General features: G+C 74.8%; 17 protein-coding genes. 10 read left to right on the forward strand and 7 right to left on the reverse strand.

Translation table 11 applies throughout. The annotated features are described in order from the left end of the window. Positions 1-80: 80 nt before the first annotated feature. From AB0C76_RS20895 to AB0C76_RS20935, 9 genes are all read left to right on the forward strand, one after another. Positions 81-974: an aminoglycoside phosphotransferase family protein gene (locus AB0C76_RS20895; protein WP_359967313.1), complete on the forward strand. Its 894-nt coding sequence runs from the start codon at positions 81-83 to the stop codon at positions 972-974. Between the two features lie 191 nt (positions 975-1165). After that, on the forward strand, positions 1166-1534 hold the full coding sequence (locus tag AB0C76_RS20900) for a hypothetical protein (RefSeq protein WP_359967315.1): 369 nt from the start codon (positions 1166-1168) through the stop codon (positions 1532-1534). Between the two features lie 157 nt (positions 1535-1691). Then, positions 1692-2321 carry an alpha/beta hydrolase gene (locus AB0C76_RS20905; RefSeq protein ID WP_359967318.1) on the forward strand — a complete coding sequence of 210 codons (630 nt, stop codon included), beginning with the start codon at positions 1692-1694 and terminating at the stop codon, positions 2319-2321. A 409-nt stretch (positions 2322-2730) separates the two neighbouring features. Further along, entirely contained in the window at positions 2731-2865 is a 135-nt protein-coding gene (locus AB0C76_RS20910; protein WP_359967321.1) for a hypothetical protein, read from the forward strand. 76 nt (positions 2866-2941) lie between these two features. Further along, complete coding sequence (locus AB0C76_RS20915; RefSeq protein WP_359967324.1) at positions 2942-3295, forward strand: DUF6204 family protein; 354 nt, start codon at positions 2942-2944, stop codon at positions 3293-3295. Positions 3296-3364: 69 nt separating this feature from the next. Continuing rightward, positions 3365-3820, forward strand: a complete 456-nt coding sequence (locus tag AB0C76_RS20920) for a MarR family winged helix-turn-helix transcriptional regulator (protein WP_359967327.1) — start codon at positions 3365-3367, stop codon at positions 3818-3820. Between the two features lie 100 nt (positions 3821-3920). Beyond that, entirely contained in the window at positions 3921-6137 is a 2217-nt protein-coding gene (locus tag AB0C76_RS20925) for a hypothetical protein (protein ID WP_359967329.1), read from the forward strand. Positions 6138-6462: 325 nt separating this feature from the next. Continuing rightward, complete coding sequence (locus AB0C76_RS20930) at positions 6463-6783, forward strand: sulfurtransferase TusA family protein (protein WP_359967332.1); 321 nt, start codon at positions 6463-6465, stop codon at positions 6781-6783. A 98-nt stretch (positions 6784-6881) separates the two neighbouring features. Further along, a complete protein-coding gene (locus AB0C76_RS20935; protein WP_359967335.1) occupies positions 6882-7367 on the forward strand; it encodes a hypothetical protein in 486 nt (161 codons plus the stop codon). Positions 7368-7470: 103 nt separating this feature from the next. On the opposite strand, the gene AB0C76_RS20940 is transcribed toward AB0C76_RS20935, so the two are convergent. The 3 genes from AB0C76_RS20940 to def form a co-directional block, all read right to left on the reverse strand. Next, positions 7471-8904, reverse strand: a complete 1434-nt coding sequence (locus AB0C76_RS20940; RefSeq protein WP_359967337.1) for a transcription antitermination factor NusB — start codon at positions 8902-8904, stop codon at positions 7471-7473. A gap of 90 nt (positions 8905-8994) precedes the next feature. After that, a complete protein-coding gene (gene fmt / locus AB0C76_RS20945; protein WP_359967340.1) occupies positions 8995-9933 on the reverse strand; it encodes a methionyl-tRNA formyltransferase in 939 nt (312 codons plus the stop codon). A 41-nt stretch (positions 9934-9974) separates the two neighbouring features. Continuing rightward, positions 9975-10520: a peptide deformylase gene (def, locus tag AB0C76_RS20950; RefSeq protein WP_359967343.1), complete on the reverse strand. Its 546-nt coding sequence runs from the start codon at positions 10518-10520 to the stop codon at positions 9975-9977. Positions 10521-10855: 335 nt separating this feature from the next. Between def and AB0C76_RS20955 the strand changes: the two genes are divergently transcribed. Next, complete coding sequence (locus AB0C76_RS20955) at positions 10856-11485, forward strand: hypothetical protein (RefSeq protein WP_359967345.1); 630 nt, start codon at positions 10856-10858, stop codon at positions 11483-11485. 114 nt (positions 11486-11599) lie between these two features. Here AB0C76_RS20955 and AB0C76_RS20960 read toward each other — a convergent pair whose 3' ends face one another. The 4 genes from AB0C76_RS20960 to rpoZ all read right to left on the reverse strand — a co-directional run bounded on the left by AB0C76_RS20960 (position 11600) and on the right by rpoZ (position 16825). Beyond that, positions 11600-13687, reverse strand: coding sequence for a primosomal protein N' (locus AB0C76_RS20960; RefSeq protein WP_359967348.1), 2088 nt, complete (start codon positions 13685-13687; stop codon positions 11600-11602). Positions 13688-13783: 96 nt separating this feature from the next. Next, complete coding sequence (metK, locus tag AB0C76_RS20965; RefSeq protein WP_359967351.1) at positions 13784-14992, reverse strand: methionine adenosyltransferase; 1209 nt, start codon at positions 14990-14992, stop codon at positions 13784-13786. Positions 14993-15149: 157 nt separating this feature from the next. Continuing rightward, a complete protein-coding gene (gene coaBC, locus AB0C76_RS20970; protein WP_359967354.1) occupies positions 15150-16409 on the reverse strand; it encodes a bifunctional phosphopantothenoylcysteine decarboxylase/phosphopantothenate--cysteine ligase CoaBC in 1260 nt (419 codons plus the stop codon). A 149-nt stretch (positions 16410-16558) separates the two neighbouring features. After that, entirely contained in the window at positions 16559-16825 is a 267-nt protein-coding gene (rpoZ, locus tag AB0C76_RS20975; protein WP_359967357.1) for a DNA-directed RNA polymerase subunit omega, read from the reverse strand. Positions 16826-16835 lie beyond the last annotated feature (10 nt).

Raw genomic sequence — 16835 nt, forward strand, 5'->3', positions numbered from 1 at the left:
CCTCGGCGCCACGCCCCGGGCGCCCGGCGCCATACTGGACGATCGCCGCACCCCGGCCGACAGCGAAGCGAGGACCGCCCATGGACGGCCACCCCATCGACGAGCCGCTGCTGCGCGCCCTCCTCCGCGCCCAGCACCCGGACCTCGCCGAGTTGCCGCTGCGGCGCGTCCCGGGCGGCTGGAGCAACCAAGTGTGGCGCCTCGGGGACAAGTTGGCCGTGCGGATGCCACGCACCCCGGACGCTCCCGCGCTGCTGCGCAAGGAGTGGCGGTGGCTGCCCGCACTGACCGACCGGCTGCCGCTGCCCGTGCCCCGCCCGGTGCGGGCCGGAGAGCCCTCCGGACGCTTCCCGCACCCGTGGACAGTCGTCGAGTGGGTTCCCGGCGAACCGCTCGACCGCGCCCCGATCGAGCGCCCGGCCGACGCCGCCGCGCGGCTGGCCGCCTTCCTCCGGGCGCTGCACCGGCCCGCGCCCGCCGACGCCCCGGCCAATCTCCTGCGGGGAGTCGACCTCGCCGTGGTGGAGGGGCAGTTCGAGGAGCGCTTCCGCGCCGTCGCCCCGACCGGCCTGGCCACCACCGAGGTCCGGGCCGCCTGGGAGGACGCCCTCGCGGCCCCGGTCTGGCACGGCCCCGCGGTGTGGCTGCACGGCGACCTCCACCCGGCGAACGCGGTCACCGCCGACGGCACGCTCGCCGGGGTGATCGACTTCGGCGACCTGTGCGCGGGCGACCCGGCCACCGACCTCTCCGCCGCCTGGCTCCTCCTGCCCGACGGCGCGCTCGCCGACTTCCTCCGCGGCTACCCCGACGCCGACCCGGCGACGCTCCGTCGGGCCCGCGGCTGGGCGCTCCTGCGAGGCCTCTCCCTCGTCGACATCGGCCGCGCCGGCGAACGCGGCCTCCCCGGCGGCAAGGCGACGTGGGGCCCGGCCGGGCGCGCCGCCCTCCGTCGCGTCCTCGCGACCGACTGACCGGACTGACCGACTGGGCGACTGACCGACTGACCGACTGACCGACTGCGTGACGAAGCAGGCGGCTTGTCCGCCGCACGGGCTCGATGCCACACCCCGACCGTTCCGCCAACCGGGTGAGCGTCGCGCCGAATCAGTGTGCACGCGAAGGGTCGGCTCGTTCTGCTGTACATGCCCCCCTCCTTCTTCACATGTTCCCCTCCGCCCGCGCACAACGCCGCGCCGGGGCTCCCGTGGCCCTGATCGGCCGGGCCACGGCGGCCGTCCTCTCCCTGACGATCCTGCTCGTCCCCGCCGCCGTCGCCGACGGCCCGCACCCGCCCGAGGTCGGGAGCGGGTGGTGGGAGGTCTCCGCGAACGCCGCGAACGTCCGGCTCGACCACTCCGGCGGCGACACCGTGCTCGGCCTCGCCCGCCACGGGGACCGCGTCGAGGTCGTGGACACCTGGACGTCGCCGCTCGGCGCCCGCTGGGCCCAGGTCATGGTCGTCCGCACCCGGGTCACCGGCTGGGTGCTGTGGTCGCTGCTCACCCACCACGACCCGGTCGCGGAACCGTAGAATCCGCCGACAGGCACCAGGAGGGATGCGCGTTTTCCGTAAGCAGCGGGGGCTTCGTGCCGCACGGTTGACGTCATGGCGGGGCGAGGACTCCACCGGGTCCGCGATCGGGTCCGCGGGTTCCGCGGGCGGTGCCGGGGACGCGCCCGGAGGCCCGGTGCGCGGGGTCGCGCTGCTGCTGCCGGGCGGGTTCGTCCGCGGGCACGGCGGTCCGCTGCGGATCGCCGAACTCGGCCTGCGCGACCTGGCCGCCGGACTCGCCGAGCGCGGACGCGCCCACGGCGTCGCCGTGCACCTGCTGCGCTACCGCCACAGCGGCTGGAACGGCGCGGACGCCGACACCGCCGTGGACACCCGCTGGGCGCTCGACGAGCTCGAACGCCGGTACGGGCCGGTCCCGGTGGTCCTGATCGGCAACTCGCTGGGCGGGCGCGCCGCGTTGTGGTGCGCCGGGCACCCGAACGTCACCGGCGTGGCCGGCATCGCACCCTGGCTGCCCAGCGGGGACGGGATCGCCCAGCTCGCCGGTCGGCGCGTGCTGATCGTCCACGGCACCCGCGACCACAGCGAGGCGAGTGCGGTCGGGTCCCTGGAGTACGCCCTGCGGGCCCGCGAGGTGGTGCCGGACCTCGCCCGCTACGAGGTCCCGGGCGGCAGCCACTACCTCGTCCGGCAGGCCGCCGACGTCGGCGCGCTGACCACTGACTTCACGCTGGCGGCGCTCGGTGCCGAGCCGGCCGCGATCGCCACCGGCTGGGTCTGCACCCCGCTGCCCCCGCGGACCTGAGGGGCCGGCCGCGTGGCTCCAACCCTGCCGAACGGCAGGGTTGGTGACGGAGTCTCTGACCGAATCCCTGCCGATCGGCACATGCCTCGAAGGGGGTGCGGCGGCCAGGCTTGGGGCATCGAAACGGCGGCCGCAGGGGCCGCCGCAGGAGAGGAGCCCGCCATGTCCCGCACCCGCCTCCGCCCCCGCGTCCGCACCGCGACCGCCGCAGCCGCCGCGGCGCTCGCCGTCACCACCGTGACCGCCGCGGTCCCCGCCCAGGGCGTCGACGCGGCCTCGCACGCCCGTCCGGCGAGCGTCAGCGGATCCGGCCGCATCGTGTTCGACTACGCGCCCGACGACGAGATCCGGTTCACCGTCGACGCCCGGGCCGTCCCAGGCAGTCCACCGGCGCGGCTTCTCGTGGGGCGTGGTCAACACGGACCTGGATTCCGAGGGCCGCCCCCGGCCCGGCACAACCGGCACGTGCATGGCCCCGGCCCCGTTCAACCCCGTCGTCGAGGGCGGCTACCACGTCCACCACAGCGAGCTGCCGATACCGTGACGGGCCCGGTGCGCCGCGGTCGGCGGCCACCGGAATCCCGTGGCCACCGACCGCCCGTCCTGCCTATCGTCGGAGGATGACCACTCGAACCTTCCGCATCATGGTGCGCGGCGTCTTCGACGGCCTGAGCCCCGAACAGCGCGCCGAGCTCCTCGCCGACGCCGCCGAGCACGACATCCTGCAGGCGGCCTTCACCCGCGAGGGCCACCTCGCCTACGACCTCACCGCACGGGCGGCCTTCACCTTCCGCTTCCTGGACTCCGGCGAGGAGGAAGAGGACATCCTCGCCGCGACCGAGCGCGCCGAACAGGCCGCCGAGGCCTGGCTCAGCGAGCACGGCTACGGCTTCAAGAACCTCCGCGCCCAGGCTGAGGACCTCTCCCAGGCTCCCCTCGGCAAGCGCCGGCGCCGCGCCGCCGCCACCAGCTAGCCCCCTCCCCTCCGCCACCTCCTTGACCGCTCAGCACCGGTATATACTTGAGCGCTCAAGGAGGTGGCAATGACATCCCCACAGCCCGACGCACCGACCACCGATCCCCTGGACACGGCCCTGCGCCTGGTCCGCGCGCAGGCCACGCTGGTCAAGCGCTTCGACGCGAGCCTCAGCGGCCTGCACGGCGTGAGCCTCTCCGACTTCACGATGCTCCTACGCCTCGGCGACGCCCCCGGCGGCCGCATGCGCCGCGTCGACCTCGCCGAGGCCCTCGGCCTGACCGCCTCCGGCGTCACCCGCGGCCTCGCCCCGCTCGAACGCATCGGCCTGGTCACCCGCGAGCCCGCCCCGCGCGACGCCCGCGTCGCCTACGCCGCCCTCACCCCGACCGGCCGCGAACGCCTCGCCGAGATGCGGACCACCGCCCGCCAGGTCGCCGCCGACGTCTTCGCCCAGTGGCCCGCCGGCGACCTCACCACCCTCGCCACCCTCCTCGGCCCCCTCACGGGCTCCCTGCGGTAGCGGCGCCCGGACGCCCCCGATGAAGGACATCCGCCCGGGGAGCACGTCCACCGCGGAAACCCGAATGCGCCGCCCGACGCGGCTCTGGGATCATGCCCGAATGGCGCAGCACCTCGAACCCCTCGTGGTCCGGCACACGCACCGGATCCCCGTCCCCACCGGCACCCCCGTCCCCACCGACGGCCAAGGGGCCGATGCGGCGCGGCAGTTCGACGCCGCGCTGATGTCCGTGGGCTTCAAGCTGTCCGCGGGCCTGTTGCAGCACCTGTCCGAACTGCCCGCGGCCACCGTCGTCGACACGGCCACCCGCACGCTGGACACGGTCCGCGCGATGGTCGGCGACCACGTCGCGCACAACGCCTACTTCATCGACTTCCCCGCCAACGTCCCGGACACCTTCGCGTTCTGGACGCAGTGCATAGCCGAGGCGCTCGCCGACGACGCCACGCGCGAGAACACGATCGCCCGGCTGGACTCCGGCGTGGTCGACCTGCTGACCCTCCCCACCTACGGCAACTACCGGCACACGTACGCCGAGTTGCTCGCCGCCCACGACGAGCTGATCGCCGCCGCGGGCGACCGCATGACCGTCCTGCACCCGGGCGGGCCCCTGGACGACGAGGTCACCGCGCTCTACCTGGCCCTGGCCGGCAGCACCACCCCGCTCGGCGAGGAGGCCCTGGCCGACCTGCGCGCGCTCGCCGCGCACTGCGTCAACGGCCCCCAGCCCGAGGCGATCCCGGTCCGCGAGAACCTCGCCGTCGTCAACCTCGCCCGCCTCGACGCCGGCGCGGACCTCCTCCTCGACACGGCCACCGACGTGCTGCGCCTGGCCTGCGCACTCTCCGACGGCGACGTGACGCTCGCCGAGCCCACCCGCTTCCGCTCGTTCTCCCGGCGCGTCCGCCGCACCCTGCTCACGGGCCTCGACGCGGTCATCGCCGCGAGCCCGGCCAAGCTCGCCGACATCACCGCCCACCGCGAGCAGTTCAAGCGCCTCGGCGAACGCCTCCACCCCCACGAGTACCCGCGACTCCCGCACGCCGCCGACGCGTTCGCCGTCGCCCGCGGCGAGCAGGAGGCCCGCTCCTTCGAGAGCCGCGTCGAGGAGCTCCTCCGCGCGGACGACGTGACCGGGGCCGTGCGGGTGCTCGCGTCCGCCCCCGGCAAGCTGTTCCGCGCCCTGGACCGGCTGCTGTGCGCGTGCCGCACCCAGGACGAGCTCGACACCGTCGTGTCCGCCGCCGAACGGGGCGCCCCGAACACCGCCGGCCGCGTCCTGCTCTCCGTCCGTGAGCACCTCCACAACCGCACCGACGACGACCCCGCCCGCGGGAGCACCGACCCCGCGCCCCCCGCCCGCCGCGTCTTCGCCAACCGCCTCGGCCGCGCGTGGGTCACCGGCGACACCCGCCCGCCCCTGCCCGCCGCCGAGCGCAAGCACCTGATCGACCTCCTCGACGCCGAGCTGCGCCGCCGCCTGCCCACCCCCGAGCACCTGCTGATCGACCCGGCCGTCCTCGACGTCGCCCTCCCGCTCAGCGGCAAGGCGACCGCCGCCGGCATCGGCGTGCTCCCGCGCGGCTCCCTCTCCCCGGTCGACGGCGAGCTGCTGCGCTTCTTCGTCTACTGGAAGCAGACCGGCCGCACCACCGACTTCGACCTCTCCGCGCTCCTCCTGGACGACACCTACGAGACGGTCACCTGGCTCTCCTACACCCAGCTCAGCCAGGTCGAGGGCGAGCACTCCGGCGACATCACGGACGCCCCCGACGGCGCCTGCGAGTTCATCAACCTGCGCCTGGGCGCGGTCCGCGGCAGCTACATCGTGCCGCAGGTGAACGTCTTCTCCGGCGAGGGCTTCGAGCAGGTCGAGGAGTCGTTCTTCGGCTACATGCTGCGCGAGGCCGAGCAGCAGGGCCTCCCCTTCGAACCGCGCACCGTCCGCATGAAGTCCGACCTGCGCGGCCCCGGCAAGGTCGCCCTCCCCCTCGCCTTCGTCCGCACCCCGGACGGCCGCTGGCACGCCAAGTGGCTGCACCTGTACCTCCAGGGCGACCCGGAGGCCAACCGGGTCGAGGGCAACCGGGTCTCCGTCGCCACCCTGCTGCGGGGCATCGTCGAGCGCGACCACCTCACCGTCCGCTACCTCGCCGACCTCATGGGCGCCGCCACCACGACCCTGTGGAACACCGCTGCCGGCGCAACGCCCCCACCCGGCCCGGTCACCTACGTCGGACTGGAACGCCCCGAGGGCCTGCACCCGGACTCGGTCGTCATCACCCCGGAAAACCTGCGCGACCTGATCCCCGCCTGACTGCTACGGTGATCCCCGGCGAGGCCATGAACGGGCTTCCTTCTCACTTCCCTGACCCTAGCCCGTTCGCTTTCCTCGCTCTTGACCCACCGATGCCGGGGCGCCCACCACAGCGCCCCGGCATCGCCGTTCCTGCGCTCCTCGCCGCACACCCCCACCCCCGGCCGTCCCCGCGCGACGACCTAGGCTGGACACGCACCACCGGCCCGGACCAGCGCGAGACACCTCCGTCGGCGCCGCGTTCGCCCACATGCCGATCTGCCGGCGCACACCCCGCCGACCAGCCCGGCCCGCCAGCCGCCCCCAGCCCTCCGGAGACCGCCCGATGACCACCGCCCGGCACCCCGCCCCCGACCTGAGCATCGACGGCACCGGCCTGCTCTGCGTACAGCTGCTGCTGCGCCTGCGCGGCCGGATCTCGGGCCACCCGGCCGGCACGGTGGTCCACATCCACACCACGGACCCGGCGGCCCCGCTCGACCTCCCGGCCTGGTGCCACCTGACCGGCCACGAGTACCTCGGCCCGGTCCCCCACCCGGCCACCGACCGCGAGGTGTACGCCATCCGCCTCACCGCCGCCGCCCTCCCCACGCGCCCCGACCGCCCCTGGCACCCCGCGCCCGCCGACAGCGGCACAACTGGCTGACGACCGACGGTCGCGACCCGCCCGCCATGCCGCGGACCCCGCCGGTGTGCCACCATGGAGAACTCGAACGACCAAGCGCCATAGGGAGGTTGACCACCTTGGACGCGAATCCGAGCCCGATCCTCGACTGCCAGTGGCACGACCCTCGGGGCGACTGGCACCTGAGCGTCATCCGCAACGGGTCGGCGTGGGAGCTGTTCGCCGCCGCGCCCGTCCACTCGGAAACGATCCCCTTCGACGGCCCCGACGACGTCCGCCGCCTCGCCCAGGCACTGCTGGACCTGCCGGCCGAGCCCGAGCCGTACGAGTTGGAGTGGCACCTCTCGCGCAACGGGGACACCCGGCCCGGCGACGGGCACACCCTGTTCGCGACCTTCACGGTCGGACTCGACCCGGCGGACGGCCACCGCCCCTACCTCGCCTACCAGTCGTACTACCACCGGGGCCACTCGACCGCCCTCGGGCTGGAGGTGATCTGCGAGGACCCGCCGATCGACCGCCTCCGGGCCCAGGCGCACGCCCTCCTCACGAGCCTCCCGCAGCCGCAGCCGCTCCCGCCGCTCCACACCCGCCGGACCCCCTGAGCAGACGGCCACGAACAGGACCCACCGGCCGAGGAAACGCGAGCGCCGCACGCCCGCCGAAGCGGTCGTGCGGCGCCGGAGGCTCCCCGCGGAAGAGACGGAGTCAGGCCGTCCGCCGCAGCAGCGCCAGGTACATCGCGTCCGTCCCGTGCAGGTGCGGCCAGAGCTGCACGTCCGGCCCCTCCCCGAGCGCGGGCACACCGGGCAGCAGCGGCCGGGCGTCGATCCACTCGACGCGGCCGCCCTCCGCGCGCAGCACGTCGTCGACGACGGCCCGCGTCTCGGCGAGGTGCGGCGAGCACGTCGCGTACCCGACGACGCCGCCCACCCGGGTGGCCTCGATGGCGGAGCGCAGCAGGTCCCGCTGGAGCGGACCGAACGCGGCGACGTCCGCGGGTCGCCGCCGCCAGCGCGCCTCCGGCCGGCGGCGCAGCGCGCCGAGCCCGGAGCAGGGCACGTCCACGAGGACGCGGTCGAAGGCGCCGGAGCGCCAGGCCGGCCGCGTCCCGTCCGCCGCGATCACCGTGTACGGGCCGGGATTGCCCTCCAGCGCCCGCGCCACCAGCCGGGCCCGGTGCGGTTGCTTCTCGCTGGCGACGAGGGCCGCGCCGCGCTCGGCGGCGAGGGCGCCGAGCAGCGCGGCCTTGCCGCCGGGGCCGGCGCAGCCGTCGAGCCACAGCCGGTCGGGGCCCTCCAGCGGAGCGGCGGCGAGGGCGAGGGCGACCAGCTGGCTGCCCTCGTCCTGCACGCCGGCCCGGTTCTCCCGGACGGCGTCCAGCGAGCCCGGGTCGCCGCCCTCGGCGAGCCGCAGCGCGAACGGGGACCAGCGGCCGGGCTCGGCCTCCGGCAGGGCGTCGGCGAGTTCGCCGACGGCGACCCGTCCGGGCCGGGCGACGAGCGTGACCTCCGGCCGCTCGTTGTCGGCACGCAGCAGGTCCTCCATCGCCGCGCGCCCGGAGGCGTCCGGCTGCCAGCGGCCGAGGGAGTCCCAGAGCGCGGAGACGACCCAGCGCGGGTGCGAGTGGACGACGGCGAGGTGGTCCTCGGCGTCCTGGTCGTACGGCGGGGCGACCTGCTCGATCCAGGCGTCGAGGTCGCGGGCGCTGATCCGGCGCAGGACGGCGTTGACGAACTTCGCCTTGCCGTCGCCGAGCACGACGCGCGCGAGCTCGACGGTGGCCGAGACGGCCGCGTGGCTCGGGATGCGGGTGGCGAGCAGCTGGTGGGCGCCGAGCGAGATCACGTCGAGCACCGGCGGGTCGACCTTGCTCAGCGGCCGGTCGATGCAGGCGGCGATGATCGCGTCGTAGGTGCCCTGGAGGCGCAGGGTGCCGTAGACGAGCTCGGTGGCGAGGGCGGCGTCGCGCCGCTCCATGCCCTTCTGCTCGGCCTCGCGGAGCAGCGACGGCAGGATCAGGTTGGCGTAGGCGTCGCGCTCGTCGACGGCGCGCAGGGCGCGGAAGGCGACGATCCGGGCCGGGTCCTTCTTGGGCCGGCGGTGCGGACGGGGCGCGCGCTGGGCGCTGGGTGTGGTCACTGGTGCCTCAAAGTGCTGCGGTGGTTATCAGCTGCGGTGGTTGTCGGACGAACAGTCGAACAGTAACGCCAAACCGGGTACCCCGGCCTCTCAGCCGCCGAAGCGCTCCCCGGCCTCCAGGCGCGCCCCGCGCGCCCAGTCCGCGGCCCGCATCTCCTTCTTTCCCTGCGGACGGACCTCGCCGAGCTCGATGTCGTGGCTGCCGGTGCCGACCCGGACGCTGTTCTTGCCCACCATCGCGACCTCGCCCGGAGCGAGCCCGGTCTCGGCGGGCAGGAGCTTGACCGGCCCGGTCACCTTGAGCCGCTCGCCGCGGAACTCCGTCCACGCGCCGGGCGCCGGGGCGCAGCCGCGCACGACGCGGTCGATGCGCAGGGCGGGGTGGGTCCAGTCGATGCGGGCGTCCTCGACGGAGATCTTCGGGGCGAGCGTGACGCCCTCGGCCGGCTGCGGCACGGCGTGCAGGGAGCCGTCCGCGATGCCGTCCATGGTGGCGACGAGCAGGCGCGCCCCGGACAGCGACAGCCGGGTCAGGAGCTCGCCGCTGGTGTCGGTCGGGCGGACCTCCTCGGTGATCACGCCGAAGACCGGGCCGGAGTCGAGGCCCTGCTCGATCAGGAAGGTGGACGCGCCGGTCACCTCGTCTCCGGCGAGCACCGCGTGCTGGACCGGGGCGGCGCCGCGCCACGCGGGCAGCAGCGAGAAGTGCAGGTTGACCCACCCGTGCTCGGGGATCTCCAGGGTGCCGGGGCGCAGCAGGGCGCCGTAGGCGACCACCGGGCAGCAGTCGGGCGCGAGTTCGGTGAGCCGGGCGACGAAGTCCGGGTCGCTGGGCTTCGCCGGCTTGAGGACCTCGATCCCGGCCTCCTCGGCGCGCTGGGCGACGGGGCTGGCGACCAGCTTGCGGCCGCGCCCGGCGGGGGCGTCGGGGCGGGTGACCACCGCGACGACCTCGTGCCGGTCGGAGGCGAGCAGGGCGTCCAGGGCGGGAACGGCGACCTCGGGGGTGCCGGCGAAGACGAGACGCATCAAGTGCCTTTCTGAAAAAGGAGTTCAGGCCAGTGGGGAGCTCAGCGCGCCGCGCCGAAGGTGCTGTGCGGGGAGACCTTGACGACCGGTGCCGGCCCGGTGCCCCACTCCGCCTCCCGGATCGCCCTGAGTGCGGCCTTGCGCTGCTCGGTGTCGAGCCGGTCGATGAAGATGATCCCGTCGAGGTGGTCGGTCTCGTGCTGGATGCAGCGGGCGAGCAGCTGGGTGCCCTCCAGGGTGACCGGATCGCCGTACATGTTGAAGCCCTTGGCGACGACGCCGTGGGCGCGCTTGGTGTCGTAACGCAGGCCCGGCAGGGAGAGGCAGCCCTCGGGGCCGTCCTGCTCGTCCTCGCTCAGCGACAGGTCCGGGTTGATCAGGTGTCCGGTGATGCCGTCCACGTGATAGGTGAACACCCGCAGGGAGACGCCGAGTTGGGGCGCGGCGAGGCCGGCGCCGGGGGCGTCGAGCATGGTGTCGGTGAGGTCCCCGACGAGCTTGCGCAGCTCCTTGTCGAAGGTGGTCACCGGCTGGGCGGTGGCGCGCAGGACGGGATCTCCGAAGAGACGGATCGGCTGGATCGCCACGGGGCGCGGGCTCCTGTCCGTAGGGGCGCGGGGCTGGGGGCAACGACTGGTTCACCGGCAAGTCTATGCAACCCCTCCGTGCGGCCCGGCCGACCGCCCTCCGCCACCCCGTCCGACGCACCCCGCAGGCCTCACACCCCGCACCGGACGCTCCCGCACCGCCCACCGGCCCCGTCCCGTGCCACCCACACCCGTTACTGGCATATCCCGAGTCCGCTCAGCGGCGTTACCCCGGCCCCCGCTTCGGCGTTGGTCAAGTGAGATTGACCGGGGCCGGGGCGCGCGGGACACGGCGCTCCGGCCGAGCTGACCGTACGGAAGGTGGCACGTAGGCCATGGCCGAGCAGATCAACCACGACGCCCGGGCGCGGGCGAGCCTGCACCTGCTGGTGCGGGACATCGAGCGGGTGAGGCGCCAGGTCGACGCGCTGCGGACCCTCACCGCCCAGCTGGGCAACGTCTACCGCCCGCGCCGCCCCAGCACCTCGGCCGGGTTCGTGGTGTACGGCCGGGCGCCCGCGCCGACCGTGCGCCTGGCGCAGGAGCTGCGGGAGAGCGTGGAGACGCTGGTGGCGGCGGCGGTCGAGTTCGACCGGGCACTGGGCTTCTCCTGGGACTCGGTCGGATCGGCCCTCGGCGTCACCAAGCAGGCGGTGCACCGGCGGTACGGTATGCGCCGGCCGACCAGCGAACTGCTGGCCGCGAGCGGCGCCGTCCCCGGACCGAGCCGCCCGGACCGCTCCGAGGAGCTGCCCGCCCCGGCCGAGCGCAGCGGCCTGGCCGCGACCGTCCCGGCGGCCCGCCAGGGCGGCCTGGACCGCAGTGCACTGGAGCATGCCGGCACGGACCGCCCCGGCGTGGACCGCACCGCCATCGACCGGACGCCCATCGACCGCGGCGTCCCCGACCGTTCCCCCGCCGAGCGCTCCCCGATCGACCGCACCGGCATCCCCCTGCGCGGCTGACCCCTCCCCTCCCGAGGGGCTCCGGGGCGGGGTGGCCCACTCACCCCGCCCCCGCACGAGACGGAGCCGGGACGAGCCCCCGGCGCCCGAGCGAGGACCGCCGCCACCCGCCCGTCAGCCGATGTCCGTCGGATCCACCCGCACCCGGACCGCTTCCGGCGTCCGCAGCGCGATCCGCGCGATCTGCGCCGCCTTCAGTGCCGCCGCCAACGCCGCCCCCTGCCCGGGCGGCACGCGCAGCAGCGCGCGCTCCTGCTCCTCGCCGCGCAGCGCCGGCACGGGCACCGGCCCGAGGACGTCCGCGCCCTCCGGCAGCCGGATCAGCCCGAGCAGGTCGGCGACCGCAGCCGGGCTCCCCGCGACGGAGGCCATCCGCGAGACCGGCGGGAAGTGCAGCTGGGCCCGCTCGTCCCGCTCCAGCCCGGCGTGCCCGAGCGGGTCCCACCGCACCAGGGCCTGCACCGGCCGCGCGGACGGCTCGGCGACGACGACGACCGTCCCGCCCTCCGTCGACGGCCGGACGAGCGCGGCGGCCGCCAGCCACAGCCGCAGCGTCTCCTCACCGGCCCGCAGGTCGGGGCGGCTCAGCAGCGCCCAGCCGTCCAGCAGGAGCGCGGCGCCGTAGCCGGGGCCGTCCTCGACCACCGGTTCGGCGCCGGGCGTGGAGATCACCAGCGAGGCCTCGTCGGGCACGGTGGCGAGCACCGCGTCCCGCCCGGAGGTCCGCACCGGAATGCGCGGGAAGGCCTTCCCGAGCTCCTCGGCCGTCCGCCGCGCGCCGACCACCTGGGCCCGCAGCCGGAAGGAGCCGCACTCGGTGCAGTGCCAGTCGTTCTCCGGCTCGCCGCACCACGTGCAGCACAGCGCGGCGTCCGCCGAGGGCGCCTCCAGCGGCCCCTCGCACCGCCGGCAGCGAGCGGGCGTCCGGCAGCGCCCGCAGGCGAGCCGGGGCACGTAGCCGCGCCGGGGCACCTGGATGAGCACCGGGTGCCCGGCGGCGAGCGCCTCGCGCGCGGCCTCCCAGGCCACCGACGGCAGCCGGGCGGCCTGCGCGGCGGCGTCCCGGTGCTGGTCCTGGTCGGTGACGGTCCGCACGCGCGGCGCGACCTGCCGGACGGTCTCCCGGTCGGCGACGAGCGGCCGCGCCCAGCCGGTGCTGACCAGCTGCGCACCCTCGACGGTCACGGCGTGCCCGCCGAGCAGCACGGCCGCGCCCTCCTCGGCGGCGCGCAGCAGCGCGACCTCGCGGACATGCGGGTGCGGGGCGCGCGGATCGCTGTGGCTGCTGTCGCCGTCCGACCAGACCACGACCAGCCCCAGGTCGCGCACCGGCGCGAACATCGTGGCGCGGGTGCCGATGACGGCGTGCACCGAGCCGCGGCTCACCGCGAGCCAGCGCCGGTAGCGCTCGCGCGGCCCGGCCTCCGCCTCCAGGGCGACGTGCATGCCCTCGCCGAGCAGCTCGGTGAGCGCCCGGTCCACCCGCGCCACCGAACGGCCGTCCGGCAGGACGACCAGCGCGCCGCGCCCGCCCGCCAGCGTCGCCGCGACGGCCCGGGCGATCTCGTACGGCCAGCCGGGCCCGGGCAGCGCCGACCAGACGGCCCGCGGCGCGCCGCCGCCGGCCAGCGCGGCGAGGAAGTCGGGCCCGGCCGGGTAGCGCTGCCAGCCGCCGGGGGCGGGCGCCGCCGGGCGCGGGCGCGGCGGCGGGGAGGCCTCCGCCTCGGCCTTGGCGTGCCGGGGCGGGATCGCCAGCTGGAGGACGTCCGCCAGCGTGCCCGCGTACCGGTCGGCGACGGTCCGGCACAGGCGCAGGAGCTGCGGGGTGAGGACGGGCTCGGGCGAGAGCACCTGGGCGAGCGGCGCGAGCGGGCCGGGGAAGTCGCTCTTCTCCAGCCGGGCCACGATGAACCCGTCGTGCAGCTCCCCGCCCTCGCGCTGCCCCTTGACGACGCGCGCGCCGAACCGGACCCGCACCCGGACGCCGGGCCGGGCCTCCTCGGCCATCGCGGCCGGGACCTCGTAGTCGAAGAACTTGTCGATGGTCAGCACGCCCTTGTCGACCACGACCCGGGCCACCGGCAGGTGCTCGGCCCGCTTCGCGCCGCGCCACGTCCGCGGCTTGGCCTTCCGGACCGTCTCCCGGATGAAGGCCAGCTGCTCCGGCTCGGCGCCCCCGTTCTCCCCTGTTGTGCTGCTCATCGCTCCCAAGTACTACCAGGTCACACCGACAGGACGCACAGAAGCGGCGCCCACCCCCGTCGGGGAGTGGGCGCCGCTTCCGGGAACCCGGAGGGATCAGCCGGCGATGGCGGCCTTCAGCTGGTCCACGCGGTCGGTGCGCTCCCAGGTGAAGTCCGGCAGCTCACGGCCGAAGTGGCCGTAGGCGGCGGTCTGGGAGTAGATCGGGCGCAGCAGGTCGAGGTCGCGGATGATCGCGGCGGGGCGCAGGTCGAAGACCTCGCTGACGGCCTTCTGGATGTCGAGGACCGCGACGGTCTCGGTGCCGAAGGTCTCGACGAACAGGCCGACGGGCTCGGCCTTGCCGATCGCGTAGGCGACCTGGACCTCGGCGCGGCGGGCGAGGCCGGCGGCGACGATGTTCTTGGCGACCCAGCGCATCGCGTACGCGGCCGAGCGGTCCACCTTGGACGGGTCCTTGCCCGAGAAGGCGCCGCCGCCGTGGCGGGCCATGCCGCCGTACGTGTCGATGATGATCTTGCGGCCGGTCAGGCCGGCGTCGCCCATCGGGCCGCCGATCTCGAAGCGCCCGGTCGGGTTGACCAGCAGCCGGTAGCCGTCGGTCACGAGCTTGATGCCCTGCTCGGCGAGCGCCTTGAGCTCCGGCTCCACGACGAACTCGCGGATGTCCGGGGTGAGCAGCGACTCCAGGTCGATGTCCGAGGCGTGCTGCGTCGAGACGACCACGGTGTCGAGGCGGACGGCCTTGTCGCCGTCGTACTCGATGGTGACCTGGGTCTTGCCGTCCGGGCGCAGGTACGGGATGGTCCCGTTCTTGCGCACCTCGGTCAGGCGGCGCGACAGGCGGTGCGCCAGGGTGATCGGCAGCGGCATGAGCTCGGGGGTCTCGTCCGAGGCGTAGCCGAACATCAGGCCCTGGTCGCCGGCACCCTGCTTGTCGAGGTCATCCTCGTCGCCCTCGACCCGAGCCTCGTACGCGGTGTCGACACCCTGCGCGATGTCGGGCGACTGAGCACCGATGGACACCGACACGCCGCAGGAAGCGCCGTCGAAGCCCTTCTTGGAGCTGTCGTAACCGATCTCCAGGATCTTGTCCCGGACGAGCTGGGCGATCGGCGCGTACGCCTTCGTCGTCACCTCGCCGGCCACGTGCACCTGGCCGGTGGTGATGAGCGTCTCCACGGCGACCCGGGAGGTCGGGTCCTCCCGCAGGAGCGCGTCGAGGATGGTGTCGCTGATCTGGTCAGCGATCTTGTCGGGGTGTCCCTCGGTCACGGACTCCGAGGTGAACAGGCGGCGAGACACAGCGCTCCCTGGGGTTGCAGCGGCTGCTGACTGAAGGCCCCCGGCGAACCGGGGACATCCGGAAAGACTTGATTCCTGGAGTCTAACGGTCAGGTTCCGTCGAACGTCACCCGCTTCCGGAAAACGAGACCGTTATCAAGTGGCTCTCCGACCGGACTCAAGCGCCTTCTGTCCGGTTGCCGACCGTTTCCAGCCGCTCCACGACCAGGTCCCAGACCACGTCCGCGAGCACCTCCTTGGGGCCCACCGGAACGGCCGTCTCACTGCCGTCGGAGCCCAGCACCACGGCCTCGTTGACGTCCGTCCCGAAGGCCTTGCCGTTGCCGACCTCGTTGACGACGAGCAGGTCGCAACCCTTGCGGGCGAGCTTGGCGCGGCCGTACGCGAGCACGTCGTCGGTCTCCGCCGCGAAACCCACGACCAGTTGGCCCGAACGGGGCCGGTGGGCCGACAGCTCGGCCAGGACGTCCGGGTTGCGGACCAGCGCGACCGGCGCCGGCTCGACCCCCTCGACCTTCTTGATCTTGCCGGTGACGTACTCGGCGGGCCGGAAGTCGGCCACCGCCGCGGCCATGACCACGGCGTCCGCGTCCTCCGCCGCCTTCAGCGCGGCCTCGCGCAGCTCCAGCGCGGTCGAGACGTGCACCACGTCCACCCCCGCCGGATCGGGCAGTTCCGCGTTGGCCGAGACCAGTGTCACCCGCGCCCCACGGGCCGCCGCCGTCACGGCGAGCGCGTAGCCCTGCTTGCCGGAGGAGCGGTTCCCGAGGTAGCGCACCGGGTCCAGCGGCTCCCGGGTGCCACCGGCCGAGACCACCACGTGGCGCCCGGCCAGGTCGGTCGGCACGGCACCGCCGCGGCGCAGCACGGCCCGGCAGGCCTCGAAGACCGCGCTCGGCTCGGGCAGCCGCCCCTTGCCGGTGTCCTTGCCGGTGAGCCGCCCGACGGCCGGCTCCAGCACGATGACGCCGCGGCGGCGCAGCGTGGCGACGTTCTCCCGGGTGGCCGGGTGCTCCCACATCTCGGTGTGCATCGCGGGCGCGATCACGACCGGACAGCGCGCGGTGAGCAGGGTGTTGGTGAGCAGGTCGTCGGCCAGGCCGTGGGCGGCCTTGGCGATCAGGTCCGCGGTGGCGGGGGCGACGACGACGAGGTCGGCCTGCTGGCCGATCCGCACGTGCGGCACCTCGTGGACGTTCTCCCAGGTCTCGGTGGCCGCCGGGCGGCCGGACAGGGCGGCCCAGGTGGCCTCGCCGACGAAGTGCAGCGCGGCGGCGGTGGGCACCACGGTGACCTGGTGGCCGGACTCGGTGAACCGGCGGAGCAGCTCGCAGGCCTTGTACGCCGCGATGCCGCCGCTGACGCCGAGGACGACGCGCGGGGCGTCCGCGCCGGTCCGGTCCGAAGTCGCGCTCATGATCCCGCTCTCCTCCACTCCAGGGACGTGCACACCCTACGGCCCCGCGACGATCACCCGCACCGTGGCCCCGTCCGGGCCCCAACGCCGAAGGGCCCGGCGGAAACGATTCCGCCAGGCCCTTCCGGAGAGTTACGAGGTCGACCGGCTCAGGCGCCCTCGACCGCCTCGGCGGTCAGCATGCCGGCGTTGATCTCGCGCAGCGCGATCGACAGCGGCTTCTCGTGGACGTGGGTGTCGACCAGCGGGCCGACGTACTCCAGCAGGCCCTCGCCGAGCTGGGAGTAGTACGCGTTGATCTGGCGCGCACGCTTGGCGGCGTAGATCACCAGGCTGTACTTGGAGTCGGTGGCCTCGAGCAGCTCGTCGATCGGCGGGTTGATGATGCCCTCGGGCGCGGTCATGGAAGAGGACACGCGAAAACCT

The sequence above is a fragment of the Kitasatospora sp. NPDC048722 genome (genome assembly GCF_040650235.1).
GTDB lineage: Bacteria > Actinomycetota > Actinomycetes > Streptomycetales > Streptomycetaceae > Kitasatospora.